Source organism: Qipengyuania gaetbuli, assembly GCF_020524765.1.
In the GTDB taxonomy this organism is placed as follows: Bacteria; Pseudomonadota; Alphaproteobacteria; order Sphingomonadales; family Sphingomonadaceae; genus Qipengyuania; species Qipengyuania gaetbuli_A.
On sequence record NZ_JAIVLR010000001.1, the window covers coordinates 492,395 to 507,169 of the forward strand.

At 65.9% G+C, this 14,775-nt stretch carries 13 protein-coding genes and 1 tRNA gene; 9 read left to right on the forward strand and 5 right to left on the reverse strand.

The annotated features are described in order from the left end of the window. The first annotated feature begins 138 nt into the window (after positions 1–138). Both LC083_RS02580 and LC083_RS02585 read left to right on the forward strand, forming a co-directional pair. Positions 139–1,728, forward strand: a complete 1,590-nt coding sequence (locus LC083_RS02580; RefSeq protein WP_226699064.1) for a WS/DGAT/MGAT family O-acyltransferase — start codon at positions 139–141, stop codon at positions 1,726–1,728. Beyond that, positions 1,725–2,513, forward strand: coding sequence for an esterase/lipase family protein (locus tag LC083_RS02585; protein WP_226699065.1), 789 nt, complete (start codon positions 1,725–1,727; stop codon positions 2,511–2,513). The genes LC083_RS02580 and LC083_RS02585 overlap by 4 nt, the downstream gene beginning before the upstream one ends. Before the next feature lie 19 nt (positions 2,514–2,532). Here the strand turns inward: LC083_RS02585 and LC083_RS02590 are convergent, their stop codons facing one another. Continuing rightward, on the reverse strand, positions 2,533–5,292 hold the full coding sequence (locus LC083_RS02590; RefSeq protein ID WP_226699066.1) for a TonB-dependent receptor plug domain-containing protein: 2,760 nt from the start codon (positions 5,290–5,292) through the stop codon (positions 2,533–2,535). Positions 5,293–5,489: 197 nt separating this feature from the next. On the opposite strand from LC083_RS02590, the gene infA reads away from it, so the two are divergent. The 5 genes from infA to LC083_RS02615 all read left to right on the forward strand — a co-directional run bounded on the left by infA (position 5,490) and on the right by LC083_RS02615 (position 7,605). After that, positions 5,490–5,735 carry a translation initiation factor IF-1 gene (gene infA, locus LC083_RS02595; RefSeq protein WP_047806247.1) on the forward strand — a complete coding sequence of 82 codons (246 nt, stop codon included), beginning with the start codon at positions 5,490–5,492 and terminating at the stop codon, positions 5,733–5,735. Positions 5,736–5,741: 6 nt separating this feature from the next. After that, a complete protein-coding gene (locus tag LC083_RS02600; RefSeq protein ID WP_226699067.1) occupies positions 5,742–6,317 on the forward strand; it encodes a Maf family protein in 576 nt (191 codons plus the stop codon). After that, on the forward strand, positions 6,310–7,260 hold the full coding sequence (locus LC083_RS02605) for a ribonuclease (protein ID WP_226699068.1): 951 nt from the start codon (positions 6,310–6,312) through the stop codon (positions 7,258–7,260). The genes LC083_RS02600 and LC083_RS02605 overlap by 8 nt, the downstream gene beginning before the upstream one ends. Continuing rightward, positions 7,253–7,441 carry a DNA gyrase inhibitor YacG gene (yacG, locus tag LC083_RS02610; RefSeq protein WP_160607721.1) on the forward strand — a complete coding sequence of 63 codons (189 nt, stop codon included), beginning with the start codon at positions 7,253–7,255 and terminating at the stop codon, positions 7,439–7,441. Before LC083_RS02605 ends, yacG begins: the two co-directional genes overlap by 8 nt. 88 nt (positions 7,442–7,529) lie before the next feature. Beyond that, positions 7,530–7,605: transfer RNA gene (locus tag LC083_RS02615), tRNA-Phe, on the forward strand. A gap of 8 nt (positions 7,606–7,613) precedes the next feature. On the opposite strand, the gene LC083_RS02620 is transcribed toward LC083_RS02615, so the two are convergent. Next, positions 7,614–8,495, reverse strand: coding sequence for a hypothetical protein (locus LC083_RS02620; protein ID WP_226699069.1), 882 nt, complete (start codon positions 8,493–8,495; stop codon positions 7,614–7,616). A gap of 76 nt (positions 8,496–8,571) precedes the next feature. On the opposite strand from LC083_RS02620, the gene LC083_RS02625 reads away from it, so the two are divergent. Beyond that, positions 8,572–9,879, forward strand: coding sequence for a cation:proton antiporter (locus LC083_RS02625; RefSeq protein WP_226699070.1), 1,308 nt, complete (start codon positions 8,572–8,574; stop codon positions 9,877–9,879). Here LC083_RS02625 and LC083_RS02630 read toward each other — a convergent pair. Next, entirely contained in the window at positions 9,876–10,463 is a 588-nt protein-coding gene (locus LC083_RS02630; protein WP_226699071.1) for a GNAT family N-acetyltransferase, read from the reverse strand. The genes LC083_RS02625 and LC083_RS02630 overlap by 4 nt on opposite strands. A 147-nt stretch (positions 10,464–10,610) precedes the next feature. Between LC083_RS02630 and purC the strand changes: the two genes are divergently transcribed. Beyond that, complete coding sequence (gene purC / locus LC083_RS02635) at positions 10,611–11,417, forward strand: phosphoribosylaminoimidazolesuccinocarboxamide synthase (RefSeq protein WP_160607729.1); 807 nt, start codon at positions 10,611–10,613, stop codon at positions 11,415–11,417. Between the two features lie 4 nt (positions 11,418–11,421). On the opposite strand, the gene LC083_RS02640 is transcribed toward purC, so the two are convergent. After that, complete coding sequence (locus tag LC083_RS02640; RefSeq protein WP_226699072.1) at positions 11,422–12,303, reverse strand: diacylglycerol/lipid kinase family protein; 882 nt, start codon at positions 12,301–12,303, stop codon at positions 11,422–11,424. Between the two features lie 97 nt (positions 12,304–12,400). Then, positions 12,401–14,635, reverse strand: coding sequence for a TonB-dependent receptor (locus LC083_RS02645; protein ID WP_226699073.1), 2,235 nt, complete (start codon positions 14,633–14,635; stop codon positions 12,401–12,403). Positions 14,636–14,775: the final 140 nt, after the last annotated feature.

Consider the following 14,775-nt stretch of genomic DNA (forward strand, 5'->3'; position numbering starts at 1 on the left):
AAGGATTGACCGAGGCGGCAAGTTGACCGGCCCCTGCATTGTGATAGCTTCCTCTCTTCGCACCCGCAAAAAGCGGGGCGATCGTGGGAGATGCTGTCCTTCGCCCAATTGGCGGAGCGGTAGCGCGGAAAGGACCCTATGCAGCAATTGCAGGGCATGGATGCCAGTTTCGTTGCGCTGGAAACGCGCAATTCGCCGATGCACATCGGCTCGATCCTGATTTACGATCCCAGCACCGCGCCCGGCGGTTTCGTGCGCTTCAAGGATATCCTCGGCTTCATCGAAAGCCGCCTGCAACTGTCCAAGACGATGCGCCAGCGCCTCGTGCGCGTGCCTTTCGACCTCGACTATCCCTACTGGATCGAGGATCCCGATTTCGACCTCGAATATCACGTGCGGCATATTGCCCTGCCCAAGCCGGGCGATTGGCGGCAGCTGTGCATCCAGGCGGCGCGCGTCTTCTCCCGCCCGCTCGACCTCAGCCGCCCGCCGTGGGAATTCACCGTGGTCGAAGGGCTCGACGGGATCGAGGGGCTGGCCAAGGGCAGCTATGCCTACATCACCAAGGTCCATCATGCCGCCATCGACGGGATGAGCGGGATCGACCTGATGGAAGCGACGCATACGCTGCGCCCCGACGAACCGCCGCCGTCCACGCCCGACACATGGAAGCCGGAAAAGCTGCCCAACCCGGTCGAACTGCTCGGTCGCAGCTACATGAATGCGATCACCAACCCGCTGAAGCAGATCGAGGTCGCTGCCAAGGCCGCGCCCGGGCTCGCCAAGGCGCTGAAAGGGCTGGCGGCCAAGGAATTCGACGTCTCGACCGAGATGATCGCGCCCAAGACCCGCTTCAACCGCAAAATCTCGCCCCACCGTGTGGTCGAGGGCATCAGCGTCCCGCTGGCAGAGGTTAAGGCGATCCGCACGCTGGTCGAAGGCGCCAAGGTCAACGACGTGTTCCTCGCCATCATCGGCGGCGCGATGCGGCGCTACCTCGAAGACAAGAAGGAACTGCCTAAGAAGACGCTGACGGCCATGGCGCCGATCTCGGTCCGCTCCAAGGGCGAGAAGGACACCATGGGCAACCAGGTGGCCGCAATGATCGCGCCGCTCGGCACGCATATCGCCGACCCGGTCGAGCGGCTGCAGTTCTGCCATGACCGCACGGTCAATTCCAAGGCCATGACCGACGCCATGGGCGCGCGCAACATGACCGAGATGAGCAAGGCCAGCCCCGCGCTGTTCATGGCGCTCGGCGCGCAGCTTTATAGCCGCCTCAGCCTTGCCAACCGCGGTGTCGGGCCGATCTTCTCGACCGTGGTAACCAATGTCCCCGGACCGCCGATCCCGATCTATTCGGCCGGCGCGAAGATGCAGAGCATGATGGGCCTCCTGTGCCTGACCGATGGCCTGGGCCTTGGCCATGTCGTGCAATCCTATACCGACGAAGCGACGATCGCCTTTACCGCGGACCGGGAAATGATGCCCGACCCCGAATTCTACGTCGAATGCATCCGCGCATCCTACGAGGAACTGCGCGATGCGGCGAAGAACCCCGCCCCGAAGAAGGCGGAAGCGAAGAAGCCCGCCGCCAAGAAGCGGGCGCCGGCCAAAAAGGCCACAGCAACGAAGAAAGCGCCCGCTTCGAAAGCGAAGACGGGCACAAAGGGGGTCGCCAGCCGTAAGAAGGCTGCCCCTAAGGGGAAAGGAACAACCAAATCGTGACCACTGCAACCGCCGCGCAGATCGATGCGCGTCCGCCCAGCCGCCTGCTGACGCTGGCCGAACCCGGCCGCGCGATGAGCGAGCTGGCCAGCTTCTATGCCCTGCGGCCGCTGATGAACGCGCTGCCCCGCGGCGACGGTCACGGCGTGCTGGTACTGCCGGGCTTCATGGCGTCCGACTATTCGACCGCGCCGCTGCGCCGGCTGCTGTGCGATCTCGGTTACGACTGCGCGGGCTGGAACCTGGGCCGCAATGTCCGCGTGGACCAGGCCCGCATTGAGGCGATGATGGCCTGCGTCGACGAAGTACATGACCGGACCGGCCGTCCGATCAGCATCGTCGGCTGGAGCCTTGGCGGCGTTTTCGCCCGGGAACTTGCGAAGCTGTCGCCCGACAAGGTGCGGCTCGTCATCAGCCTCGGCAGCCCGATTTCAGACGATCGCAACCACACCAATGCCCGCCGCCTGTTCGAATACCTGAACGGGCGCGAGCCCGAAGTGATGAGGGGCGGCAATTTCCAGAAACTGGCAGAAGCCCCGCCCGTCCCCACGACCTCGATCCTCACGCGAAGCGACGGCGTGGTGCACTGGCGCGGTTCGGTCCAGCGCTGCGGACGCGAGGATTGCGAGAACATCGAAGTGCTTGCCAGCCATTGCGGTCTCGGGGTGAACCCGGCCGCAGTCTACGCCATTGCCGACCGGCTGGCGCAGGCGGAAGGGGAATGGAAACCCTTCTCCGCCCCGCTCTGGGCCCGACTGCTGTTCCCGCAGCGCGCCCTGCACTGAGGCAGGACGCGCCCGCGAGTCAGAAGGCCTTGCGGATATCCACGCCGAGGTAGCGGCCGACAGGGTCGATCCGCAGCGGGTCGTAAGCGCGCGGCGTATCGCCGTTCTCGTCGGTCACGGTGCGGCGCGCGTCGAACACGTTGTCGGCCAGCACAGACACGCGCAGGCCCTTCATCCAGCCGTCCTCTTTCTTGAAGACTTCGCCGAGGTCGGCAAACAGGCGGATATCGAAGGTCGCCAGGTCCGAGAAGAACAGGTCGCTCGACCCGGGCAGATCACCGCCGAGCAGTTCCGCCTCGCCGATATAGCGACCGGTGAGGCGCAGGCCGTAGCCCTGCCAGAACAGGCCGCCCTCGAGACGCGAGGAGTGCTGCGAAATCGCGCTGCCGCCAAGGACATCGCCCGCCAGCTGGTCGAACAGCGGGCCGTTCTCTGCCAGCAGGACCTCGTTCTCGAGCACGATATTGTGATTGAGGCTGAGGAAATAGCGCGGGCGCGTGTCCGACGGATCGCCGCCGAAGCGGCCGAAGCCGCCACCCCCGCCGCGGCGCGGACCGCCCTGCTGCGGCTGGCCTTCGCCCTGCGCGGCCTGTGCGGAACACATCCTCTCGCGCATCGCCTTGACCTTTTCGGGGTCGATCTCGCCATTCTCGTCCTTCAGGCGGGCGAGAACCTCTTCGGGCAGGCCGTCGAGCTTGGGCGGTTCGGCGCAGATCGCCTCGCGCATGGCAGTAAACTGCTGGCTGCGCTGGTCGGCCTCCGCCCCGCAGAAGCGGGCACGAGCCGCGGCGATCTTTTCCGGGTCCGGATTGCCGTTGGCGTCGAGCAGGCGCGAGCGGAACATTTCCGGGATGGCCGACAGGTCGGGCGTTTCACCTTCGGGCGCCTTGCAGAAGGTCTCGCGCATCGCCTCCATGCGAGCGGGATCGAAGCCCATGCCGGGTCCGCCACCCGGGCCGCCCGGGCGACCCTGCGGCGGACCGCCATTGCCCTGGGCGCCGCGGTCGGGACGTTCGGGCGCCTTGCCGATCTCGCCGCGCGTGTTGAGCCCGAAGGACAGCACCCGGCTGCGGGTCTCGTAGAGCGTCAGCGGACGACGATCGATGGCAAGCAGTTCGCCCGCGGTGCCGCGCGTCACGCGGTCGGGGAAGGCTTCTTCGAATGCCGCGCTGAAGCCCGGTGACGCCGTCACGTCGCGCGAGCGGTTGATGCCGTAATCGGCCTGCAGGCGCGCGTTCTCCCAGAAAGGCAGTTCCCAGTTGGCGCTGAACTTCCAGTCGGCCTGGGTCTCGGCACGAAGGTCCGGATTCCCGCCCGTTACCAGCGTCGCCAGCACCGTGTCGCCAGTCGCGTAGTCGAACACCGGCACGTTGAATTCGTCGATCCGGGGGCTGCCGAGCGAAGTCAGGCTGGGCGCCACTTCACGCCAGATGCGCGTGGCGCTGAAGCCCAGCGTATCGGTCGGCTGCCAGTTGATGCCCGCGCTCCAGTTTGCCAGCGTGCCGAAGTCCGACAGGTCCTCGATGCCCGAGCTCAGGCTCAGGCTGACGCCGCCGATCGCACCCCATGCGCCGCCACGTTCCGCGATGGGAACGGACAGCGTGGTGTTCGCGTCGAACCGGCGGCGGGTCAGTTCGATATCGGTCGCCGAGCGGGTGTCCTCGCTGGCGATCTGGCGCCAGTCGACGCCGGTCTTGAAGGTGACGCTGATATCGCCCGCCGGCAGCGCGATCGGATAGCCGGTCAGCGTAAGGTCGTTGGCGATGGTCCAGGTCCGGCTTTCCGCGACATCGAAGCCGCTGCCGTCGAAGCGGTCGATTTCCGTCGTGGAGAGCGAACGCACCGTGTCGTTGGTGAAGACCGCGTTCCAGTCGCCGATGGGTCGCGAGAGCGTGCCGCCGACCGAGATCGTGTCGACATCGCCGCGACGCTCAAGCGGGATGGTCCCGTCATTCGACAGGCCCGACAGGCTGAGGCTTTCGGAATGGTTGTAAGTGCCGTTGAGGCTCAGCGACAGTCCGCTCTCTACGAAAGCGCGGGCGTAATTGATCGTGCCTTCGCCGCTCATCGTGTCGGCGCGCAGGCTGCGGAACTGTTCCTCGCCCGGGAAACCGCCCTCGACGGTCAGGCCGCGCTCGTCCTCGGTCAGGAGCGTGGTGTCCTCGAAATCGAGGTTGAAGTTGAGGCGCCCCTTCTCGCCGATGCGCAGATAGGTCAGTTCCTGCTCGTTGCGGGTGAACCCGCCGCGGTCGGGCCCTTCGTATTCGACTTCCGCGCTCACGCTCTGGAAATTGGGCTTGAGGATGATGTTCACCACGCGCTGGTCGGCGGAATAGCCGAAGCGCTGCGCCGTCTCCTCGGGGAATACCTCGACCTTCTGCACCGCTTCGGGCGGATAGCTGCGGAATTCGCGGAAGCTGGACACGCGGATACCGTTGATGAGGAACACCGGCTGGCCGCCGCCGCGGCTGCTGCGCGCCCCGCTGCCGGTGGCCGGCTCGATGGCAGCGATCACGTCGGCGATGGAACTGGCACCGAATGCAGCGATGTCCTGCTCGCTGAATTCCGCGATCGGTTTCTCTTCGACGAACAGCTGGCCGCGGATTCGCGTGCCTTCCACGACGATGGTGTCCGAAGCCGAAGGCGGCACGGCCATCTCTTCCATGTCCGGCTGCGGCTGGGCCCGCGGGTCCTGTTCTTCCGCCATGGCGGGAACGCCGCTCAGCGAGAGGGCAAGCGCAAGAGCCGGCAGCGAAGTACGTGCGCGAAGTGTTTTCAAGGGTTTATCCAGTATGCAGTCCAAGCCAACCCCCCTACGGCACCTACCCGAAGAGGGCGGACGCGCAAGCGGCCACCCTGTATCGGTTTGTCGCAGGAGTGCGATGCTTGGCTCAATGCCTAAAGCTTCCCTTTTATCCCGCCTGACGCTATGGGCGCGCGACACAACTCGACGAACTGCATCAGCTAAGGATAGTAATGGCCAAGGAAGAACTTCTCGAAATGCGCGGCAAGGTGGTCGAACTGCTGCCCAACGCCATGTTCCGCGTCGAACTCGAGAACGGCCACGAAGTGCTCGGCCACACCGCCGGCAAGATGCGCAAGAACCGTATTCGCGTGCTCGTCGGTGACGAGGTCCTGTGCGAACTAACGCCCTACGACCTGACCAAGGCTCGCATCACCTACCGCTTCATGCCCGGTCGCGGCGGCCCCGGCCCCCAGTAAGACCGCGTGGGCCAGCCCACTCTCATATTAGCCTCCGCCAGCCCGCGCCGCCGCGAACTGATCGCGCGGCTGGGCGTGACGCCGGATGCCATCGCTCCTGCCGATATCGACGAGACACCTGCCAAGGGCGAACTGCCGCGCGACTATGCCAAGCGCATGGCCCGCGAAAAGGCGGAAGCCGCCGCTTCGCCCGACGGCTTCGTACTTGCCGGCGACACGGTGGTCGCGGCCGGCCGGCGGATCCTGCCCAAGGCCGAGGACGAGGCAACGGCGCGCAAGTGCCTCGAACTGCTGTCCGGTCGCCGTCATCGTGTGCTGTCCGCGATCGCCCTGCGCGCGCCCGACGGAGCGGTTCGCGAGCGGCTGAGCGAGACTATCGTCCAATTCAAGCGCCTCTCCGCCGACGAGATCGACGCCTACATCGCCAGCGGCGAATGGGACGGCAAGGCGGGCGGCTATGCCATCCAGGGCATTGCAGAAGGCCTCATCAGCCGCATCCACGGCAGCCATTCCGGTGTCGTGGGCCTGCCGCTCTACGAAACGCGTGCGCTGCTGAAGGCCGCGGGGTTCCCCATTGCCTGAATGGCTGGTCGAGGACGGGATCGGCGAGACCCGCGCGATCCTCGTCGAAGGCGACCGGGTTCTGGCTGCAAAGCTACGCTGGGAGGGCGAACTTCACGCCGGCCAGCAGGTCACGGCAAAGCTCACCACGAAACGCGGCACCCGCGGGACCGGAACGCTGGCTGATGGCCGCGAAATCCTGCTCGACCGGCTGCCCCAGAGCGCAAGCGAAGGTGCGAGCCTTTCCGCCGTCATCACACGCGGCGCCATCGCCGAGCGCGGTCGGCTGAAGCTGCCAGCCGCGCGGCCGCCAGAAGCGGTCACAGCTACGGCCGATCATGCGTTCTCCACCGGCAAAGAGGTCCATCGTTTCCCCGCCGGCCTGTGGGAAGAAGTCTGGGACGAGGCTTCGCGCGGCGAAATCGACTTCGACGGCGGATCGCTGCTCTTTTCCGTCACACCTGCGATGAGTGTGGTCGACGTCGACGGCGACCTCCCACTTCGGGAACTGGCCTTGCGCGCCGCACGGGCGCTTGGCGGGGCCTTGCCGCGCTTCGACCTCGGCGGTTCCATCGGCATCGACTTCCCCACGCTCGAAGCGAAGACGGACCGCAAGGCGGTGGACAGCCTGCTCAAAGACGTGCTGGCGGACTGGCCGCACGAACGCACGGCGATGAACGGCTTCGGCTTCGTCCAGCTCGTCGCCCGGCTGGAAGGGCCCTCGCTGCTGCACCGCTTCGCCAGCTCGCGCACCGGCATGGCGGCACGCATGGCGCTGCGCCGTGCAGAGCGGGTCGAGGGGGCAGGCGTTACGCTGCTGACCGTGCATCCCGCGCTTAAAGCGAAAATCAGGGATGAATGGATCGCCGAACTGGAGCGCAGGACGGGCCGCCCGCTGCGGATAGAGGCCGATCCCGGCCTTGCCATCGAAGCAGGCGCTGCCCAGATCGTGGGTCATGACTAGAGCCGCCAAACCCTGCCCGATCTGCCGCAAGCCGCGGGTCGAGGAGCATGCACCCTTCTGTTCCAGCCGTTGCCGCGACCGCGACCTCGCGCAGTGGTTCGGCGATGGCTACGCGGTGCCCGGACGGCCTGCACTGCCCGAGGAAATCGCTGCCGAGGTCACGGGCGGCGAAAAGGACTGATTTAGGCCCTTGCCAAGCGCGCCTGCCTTCGCCATAGGCGCGCACTCCAACCGCTGGAGCGGCCCATGCGTGGCCCCGGCGAAAGGGAGCCCGGGTAGCTCAGTTGGTAGAGCATGCGACTGAAAATCGCAGTGTCGGCGGTTCGAATCCGTCCCCGGGCACCACACCTTCCCTATTCCAGCCAGAGCGCCTCGACCGCTTCGCAAACCGCGTCCAGCGCGGCGTAATCCTTCGGTCTGCGTAGTCGCCAGACCGGCACCTGCGCCACGATCTGTGCCGCCAGCGCCCCCTGCTCGGCCCAGCGTCCCATCGCCTCGAGCATTTCGGGCCGGTAGAGCGTCCCGCGCAGCACCTCGCGCAGCGCCGCACTGCCGACGAGGCGGTCCAGTGCAAAACTGTCCGCCCGTTCGAGGACGACGATTCCGCCAAGCGGAACGGCCTGTTCTCCCGCAAGGTGATTGGGCGCAGAACAATGGAACTTGTCGTCGCGCAGGTAATCGCGCTGTATCACGCGTTCCTGCCAGCCGAACCGCTCGATCGCCTCTCCCCACAGCTTGATACGCGCGCTGGACGGGTGGATGGCCCCCGGCTCGACCCGGCTGAGATCGTCGGCCACCAGCGCCGCGCCGCGTGCCAGCAACGCGCCTGCCATGGTGCTCTTGCCTGCCCCGGCCTCGCCGCAGAACAGGAACGCCCGTCCGCCGCGCGCAACCGCGCTGCCGTGCCACATGGCCAGACCGTGCTGGTAGCCGAGCGCGCCCCAAGCGCTGCCGAGCGTAAACAGCCGCAACTCGCGGGGATCGGCGGTCAGTCCCGGGTGCAGGCGCAAGGTGTGTCCGCCCTCGACCTGCCAGCCCCCGATGCCATCGATTGCGAAACGCATCGTGTCCCCCTCAATCGCGGTGCTACCGTCGGAGGGACAATCCGGACATGGTCCGTCGTCGATAACGATCTGCACGTCCGGCGCGTCGAACTCTGCCTGGAAGGCCGCCCATTCCGGCAACTCCAGCTGCGAGGCCACGGCGAGGCCCGAATGGCGATAGCGATAGGTCATGCCCGGACGAAGCTGCCCAAGTGCGTGATATCGCGCAAGCTTCACCTTCGCTTTGCGCCGCGCTATCCCCCCGGTCATGCATGAAACAGCCAGCGCCGCGCTCAACCCCTTCGAAATCGCCGCCCTCCTCGTGGTGGCGAGCGCCCTGCTGGGCTGGTTCAACCACCACTTCGTCCGCCTGCCGCACGTCATTGGACTGACCGTCATGGGGGCGCTTGCCGCGATAACGCTGATGGTCGCCAACGCCTTCATTCCAGGTATCACGCTGGACGACTGGGTGGCCGATACGCTGCGCCAGCTCAACTTCACCGATACGCTGCTGCAGGGAATGCTGAGCTTCCTGCTGTTCGCCGGCGCGCTTCACGTCGACCTTGCCCTATTGAAGGTTGCTTGGCTGCCGGTGCTGCTCCTGTCGACCGTGGGGGTCATCATCTCGACCGTGCTGGTCGGGCTTGCCATGTGGGGCGTGGGGACACTGCTCGTCCTGCCGATCGCGCCGATCTGGTACTTCGTCTTCGGCGCGCTGATTGCCCCCACCGATCCCGTCTCCGTCCTTGGCGTGCTCAAGGAGGAGAACGTCCCGCAATCGCTGCAAAGCGCGGTGGCAGGCGAGAGCCTTTTCAACGACGGCGTGGGTATCGTGGTCTTCATCATCCTGCTCGGCGCGGCGGTGACGGGCGCCGATTTCAGCATTGCGGAAGGCGCGCGGCTGTTCGCGATCGAGGCGGGCGGCGGCGTGCTGGTCGGGCTGGTTGCGGGCTTTGTCGGCTACCGCGCGCTGGCCGGAATGGACGAATACACGCTGGAAGTGCTGATCACGCTTGCCGTCGTCATGGGCAGCTATGCGCTGTGCAGCTATCTCCACATTTCCGGACCGCTGGCGATGGCCGTCGCCGGCCTGCTGATCGGCAACCAGGGCGTTACCTTCGCCATGAGCGATGTGACGCGCGACTATGTGCTCAAGTTCTGGGAGCTGGTGGACGAGCTGCTCAACTCCATCCTCTTCCTGCTGATCGGGCTGGAAATGATCGTGCTGGTCGCGGGCGCCGATGCAGTGGTCTTCGGCCTTGCCGCGATCCCGCTGACGCTGGCCGCGCGCGCGGTCGGCATCTTCGTCTCGACCAAGGCGATCCCGGCAGCACGCCTGCAAGACAAGGGCGCGGGACGCGTGCTGTGGTGGGGCGGTCTTCGCGGCGGTATTTCGATTGCACTGGCCCTGTCGCTACCCGCTGGCGAGACGCGCGACCTGATCCTTGCCGCGACCTTTGCCGCAGTCCTGTTCAGCGTGCTCGTCCAGCGCGCCACGCTCGGGCGCCTGATCGAGAAGCTGAAGGCCGACCACGCCCCCGCAGTAGAGGACGCGCCCGCCCCGACCCGCCACTAGAGCGCGGCCATCCAGAACTGCATCGTATGGGCGACCTCGCCCGCGCTGCCGGGCTCCTTCCAGTCGAAGCTGGTGGTGAGGCCTTCCAATTTCTCGTAACCGCGGGCCCGCCAGAACGGGTCGAGCGGCCTGTGGCCGGGCGGGCGACGGGCGTCGTTCTCGTTCCGAACCACTGCGCAAAAGGTCGCGTGCGTTGCGCCATGGGCGCGCGCTGCGGCTTCGCGGCGGTCGAAGAAGGCATGACCGATGCCCTTGCCGCGATAGGCGGGAAGCAGCACGCTTTCGCCGAAATAAAACAGGCTTGCGGTATCGTGCCCCAGCGCCTCGAACGGGCGGCGGAATTCGGGCTTCTGGCCGCTCATCGGAGAAGCGGTGGCCGCCCCGACGATGCGATCCCCGTCTATGGCCGAGACCAGGACCGAGCCTTCCTCGGCTGCGAATTCCACAAGGTATTCGCGTTCGTAGGCGGCATCGCCATCGTAGAGGTAGGGCCACTCCGCGAACACCGCGATCCGCAGGTCCGCCAATGCGTCCAGCGCTTCTGCCAGTTCCGGACCGGAAAGGGTTCTTATCCCGATCGTCATGTCTCGGGGGCTATCGGGGCCGGGGCGTCCCCGCAATTGCTTTCGCGCGCGCGCTTCTGTATGCGCCAAGCGAACGCCCCGGACCAAGCGGACGCACCCGATTCCGCTGCCGGGGCGACGGTTTTTTGAGCGCGAAGGAAATCGCCCATGTCACGTCGCCGCCAGATCTACGAAGGCAAGGCCAAGATCCTCTACGAAGGTCCGGAACCGGGCACGATCATCCAGTATTTCAAGGATGACGCCACCGCCTTCAACGCCCAGAAGAAGGGCACGATCAACGGCAAGGGCGTTATCAACAACCGCATCAGCGAGTATGTCTTCACGCGCCTGTCGCACATCGGCATCCCGACCCACTTCATCCGCCGCCTCAACATGCGCGAACAGCTGGTCCGCCAGGTGGAAATCATTCCGCTCGAAGTGGTCGTGCGCAATGTCGCCGCCGGCTCGCTCAGCCAGCGCCTCGGCATCGAGGAAGGCGAGCTGCTGCCGCACACGCTGATCGAATATTGCTACAAGGACGACGGCCTCGGCGATCCCAAGGTTTCCGAAGAGGAAATCGCCTGCTTCAACTGGTGCAGCCATGAAGAAATGCAGGACATGTCGTCGATGGCGATCCGCATCAACGACTTCCTGTGCGGCATGTTCAGCGCGATCGACATCCGCCTGATCGACTTCAAGCTGGAATTCGGCCGCATCTGGGACGGCGATTACAGCCGCGTCATCCTCGCCGACGAAATCAGCCCCGACGGCTGCCGCCTGTGGGACATCAACACCGGCGAAAAGCTCGACAAGGACCGCTTCCGCCGCGACCTTGGCGGCGAGAGCGAAGCCTACCAGGAAGTCGCGCGCCGTCTCGGCCTGCTGCAGAACGACGATGCCGGTCCGGGCGAAGTGCTCGACATGAACGCGCATCGCGGCCGCCTGCGCACGCCGCCGAAACCAGCCAAGAAGTAACCAGCTACACCACGTAGCGCAGCGTCATGCCGCTGGGCCCGATAGCGAAGGCGCAATCGGGCATGTGGTCCCCGTCGACTTGGACGGGGGTCACGCAGCGGTCGAAGGCGATGCGGCGGCAGGACCGGATTTCCGCAATGCCAAGCCGCGCGACCGGCAGGCGCAGCATGACCGCCAGGCTGAGAGCGATCGTCCCGAGCCGCGTGGAGCGGGTGAGCGTGATCAGCTCCACAGAATTCGCGGCCAGCGCCGCCTGCGGGCTCACCCTGAACGGACCGGCATAGAGCGCCGCATGGCTGACGATGGCGGCTTCCGCCTCGTATTCGAAGCTCTCCCCGCCCGCCAGTTCGCCGCTGATGGTCATGGTATCGCGCGGCCAGTCACGCATCTGCTGGGCCAGCGCGACGACATAGGCATAGCGCCCGATACGCTTCTTCAGCTTGCCGTCCACCCTCGCGACCGCATGGCTGTCGGGCCCGATGGAGAGGCAGGACACGATCGGCATCTCGCCAAGCGTGTAGAGCGGCGAATGGACCCAGCTGTCGCTCCCGCGGTCCCATGCCGCGCGCAGTTCGGCGGCAAATTTCGCGGGCTTGCGGGCATAGCCGAGCTCACGCGCGACGAGATTGATTGTGCCCGATGGCGCAACGCAGAGCGGCACATCCCCGGCCTTGTCGCCGAGCGCCTGCACCGTGTCACGCAAGGTCCCGTCACCGCCATGGACGCAAATCACTTCCGCGCTGCCCGACAGCTGGGCTCCCTGCGCGGTCGTCGGCATCGGCGTGACGCCGAAGCCCTCGGCCTCCAGTGCTGCCATCAGCGCATCGAGATGCGCCTGGCTGAAGCTGCCCGATACGGGATTGTAGACGAGGTCGAGCGCGGTCATCGGCGCTCGTGTCTAGGGCCGAAGTCGCTGGCCCGCCACGAAAAAGGGCCGGGAAGGTTTCCCCTCCCGGCCCCGTTCGTTTCGTGTGGCGCCGAACTTAGTGCTCGAAGCGCACCGACAGGCCGATCACGCGCGGATCGTTCACGAAGCCGGTGTTGTTGTTGAAGTCGATACCGCCCTTCACATTATCCGCGTCGGTGATGTTGCGGGCGAAGAGAGCGACTTCCAGCGTTCCGTCACGCTTGGCGTAACCGATGCGCAGACCGCCTTCGATCTGGTTGTCGGCAACGTATTCGGCGCTGTCGTAAAGGAAGAAGCTGGTTTCGCCCTGGTAGGTCCAGTCGGTGTAGGCGAAGATTTCGCCAACGCTGCCGACCGGCACGGCATAGCGTGCGGTGACGTCGGCAATCCATTCCGGGGCATTGGGGAACGGGTTGCCGTCCACCAGCGCGCGGTCGGTGCCGCCGATGTTCACGATCGGGTCGAGCACGGTGCACTGGGCGCAGATGCCGACGGCCAGGTTCTCGTCACGGATTTCGGTGTTGTTGTAGCTGGCACCGGCCGTGACGAGGAAATTCGGCGTGATCTGGAAGGCGCTGTCGAGCTCGAAGCCCCAGCCGCGACCGTCCGCCGCATTCACGAGCTGCACGAGGTTGCCGGCACCGCCGACGGCGGAGAACTGCGGGTCCTCGATGTTGTAGAAGTAGGCGGCACCGTTCAGGCGGACGCGGCGGTCGGCCAGTTCGGACTTGAAGCCGACTTCGTAGCTCATGATCTTCTCGCTCGTCGCGATCGACGGCGGCGCGAAGAAGGCCACGTCGCGGCCCTGGATCGTCGGGGCGCGGAAACCGCTGGCGACGCGAGCGAAGACGCTGGCATCGGCGCTCACGTCGACGAATGCGGCGAGATCCCAGCTGATGCGGTCATCCTGGACCGAACGCGGCTGCGGTGCGGCACCGTCGAGGACGACGAAGTCCTTCTGGTCGTCGGTGTAGCGCAGACCGCCGGTCAGCTTGATCGTGTCGGTCACCTGCGAGGAAACCTGGCCGAACACGGCCCAGCTCTCGTTCGTGTGGTTGACGGTGACGGACGGCGGGAAGTCGAAGCCGACCGTGGTCACGTCGAAATCGCTGTCGAAGTAGAAAGCGCCGACCTGCCACTCGAAAGCACCGCCGCCGTTGCTGGCAAGGCGGACTTCCTGGGTGAACTGGTCGAGCTCGATCGAATCGCGCGTGTCCGACGGGAACGGGATGAAGCCCGGGCCCATGACCGGAAGGAAGCTCGCACCGAAGCCGCCGTCGATGTCGCCGCGGCTCGAACCCTCGCTCGAAGCGAAGCTGGTGATCGAGGTAAAGGTGGCGAAATCGGCTTCGTAGTCGACCTTGCCGGTGATGATCTCGGCCTTGTATTCGGCCTGGTTGCCGCCGCCGGCGTCGAAGAAGACGGTGTCGCGGTCGTAATTGTCGTTCAGCTCGTTGTTGCCCGGGCCGAGGATGTTGGCGCGGAACAGCGTCGAGGTGCCGTCTAGATCGCGGATCGAGTAGCTGCCGAGGATCGACAGGCGATCGGTCGGGGTGATCAGCAGCTGGGCGCGCGCTGCGATGTCGGCATAGGCGCCATAGGCGTCTTCCTCACCGGTGAAGCCGTTGTCCACCCAGTCGTCGCGCTGCTGCCACATGCCCGAAAGGCGCAGCGAGGCGAGGCCCGGTGCGATCGGAATGGTGAGGCCGCCGTCGATCGAAACCGAACCGAAGCTGCCGACGCTGGCCGAACCGTTGACGGTGAATTCGTCGCCCGGCTTGACGGTGTCGATCTTGACGATGCCGGCCGGGGTATTGCGGCCGAACAGCGTGCCCTGCGGGCCGCGCAGCACTTCCACGCGCTCGACGTCGAAGATCGGGAAGCTCTTGAGCGTGACGTTTTCAAGGACGACGTCGTCCATGACGACCGAAACCGGCTGCGAGGCAGCAAGGTCGAAGTCGGTGTTGCCGAGGCCGCGGATGTAGAAGCGCGGAGCCGCACGGCCGTTCGAGCTTTCGACGAACAGGCCGGGGACGCGGCCGGCCAGCGCGGTGACGTCGGCGCCGGCGTCGAAGATGGTGCGGGTCGCGTCGGCCGACAGGATGGCTGCCGAAACGGCGACGTCCTGCAGGTTTTCCTCGCGGCGGTTGGCGGTCACGACGATCATGTCGAGCTGGCCGTTGTCGGCTTCTTCGGCACCGGTCACTTCGGTGTCGGAGCTGTCGACGTCCTGGGCCATCGCGGGCTGCGCAAGAGCGAGAGCCAGCGTGCTGGCGGAAAGGAGGCGGAGAGTAAGGGAGCGGTCAATCATGGGGATGATCCTTTTGGCCCGAAGCGTTCCTGCGCGCGGGTTGGTGGGATGGAGTGGGGGAATTGACCCGCGCCCTGTAGCGGAAATGTCGCGCTTTTCGAATCGGAAAGGCGCGGAATTGCGCGGTTCCGGAATGATGT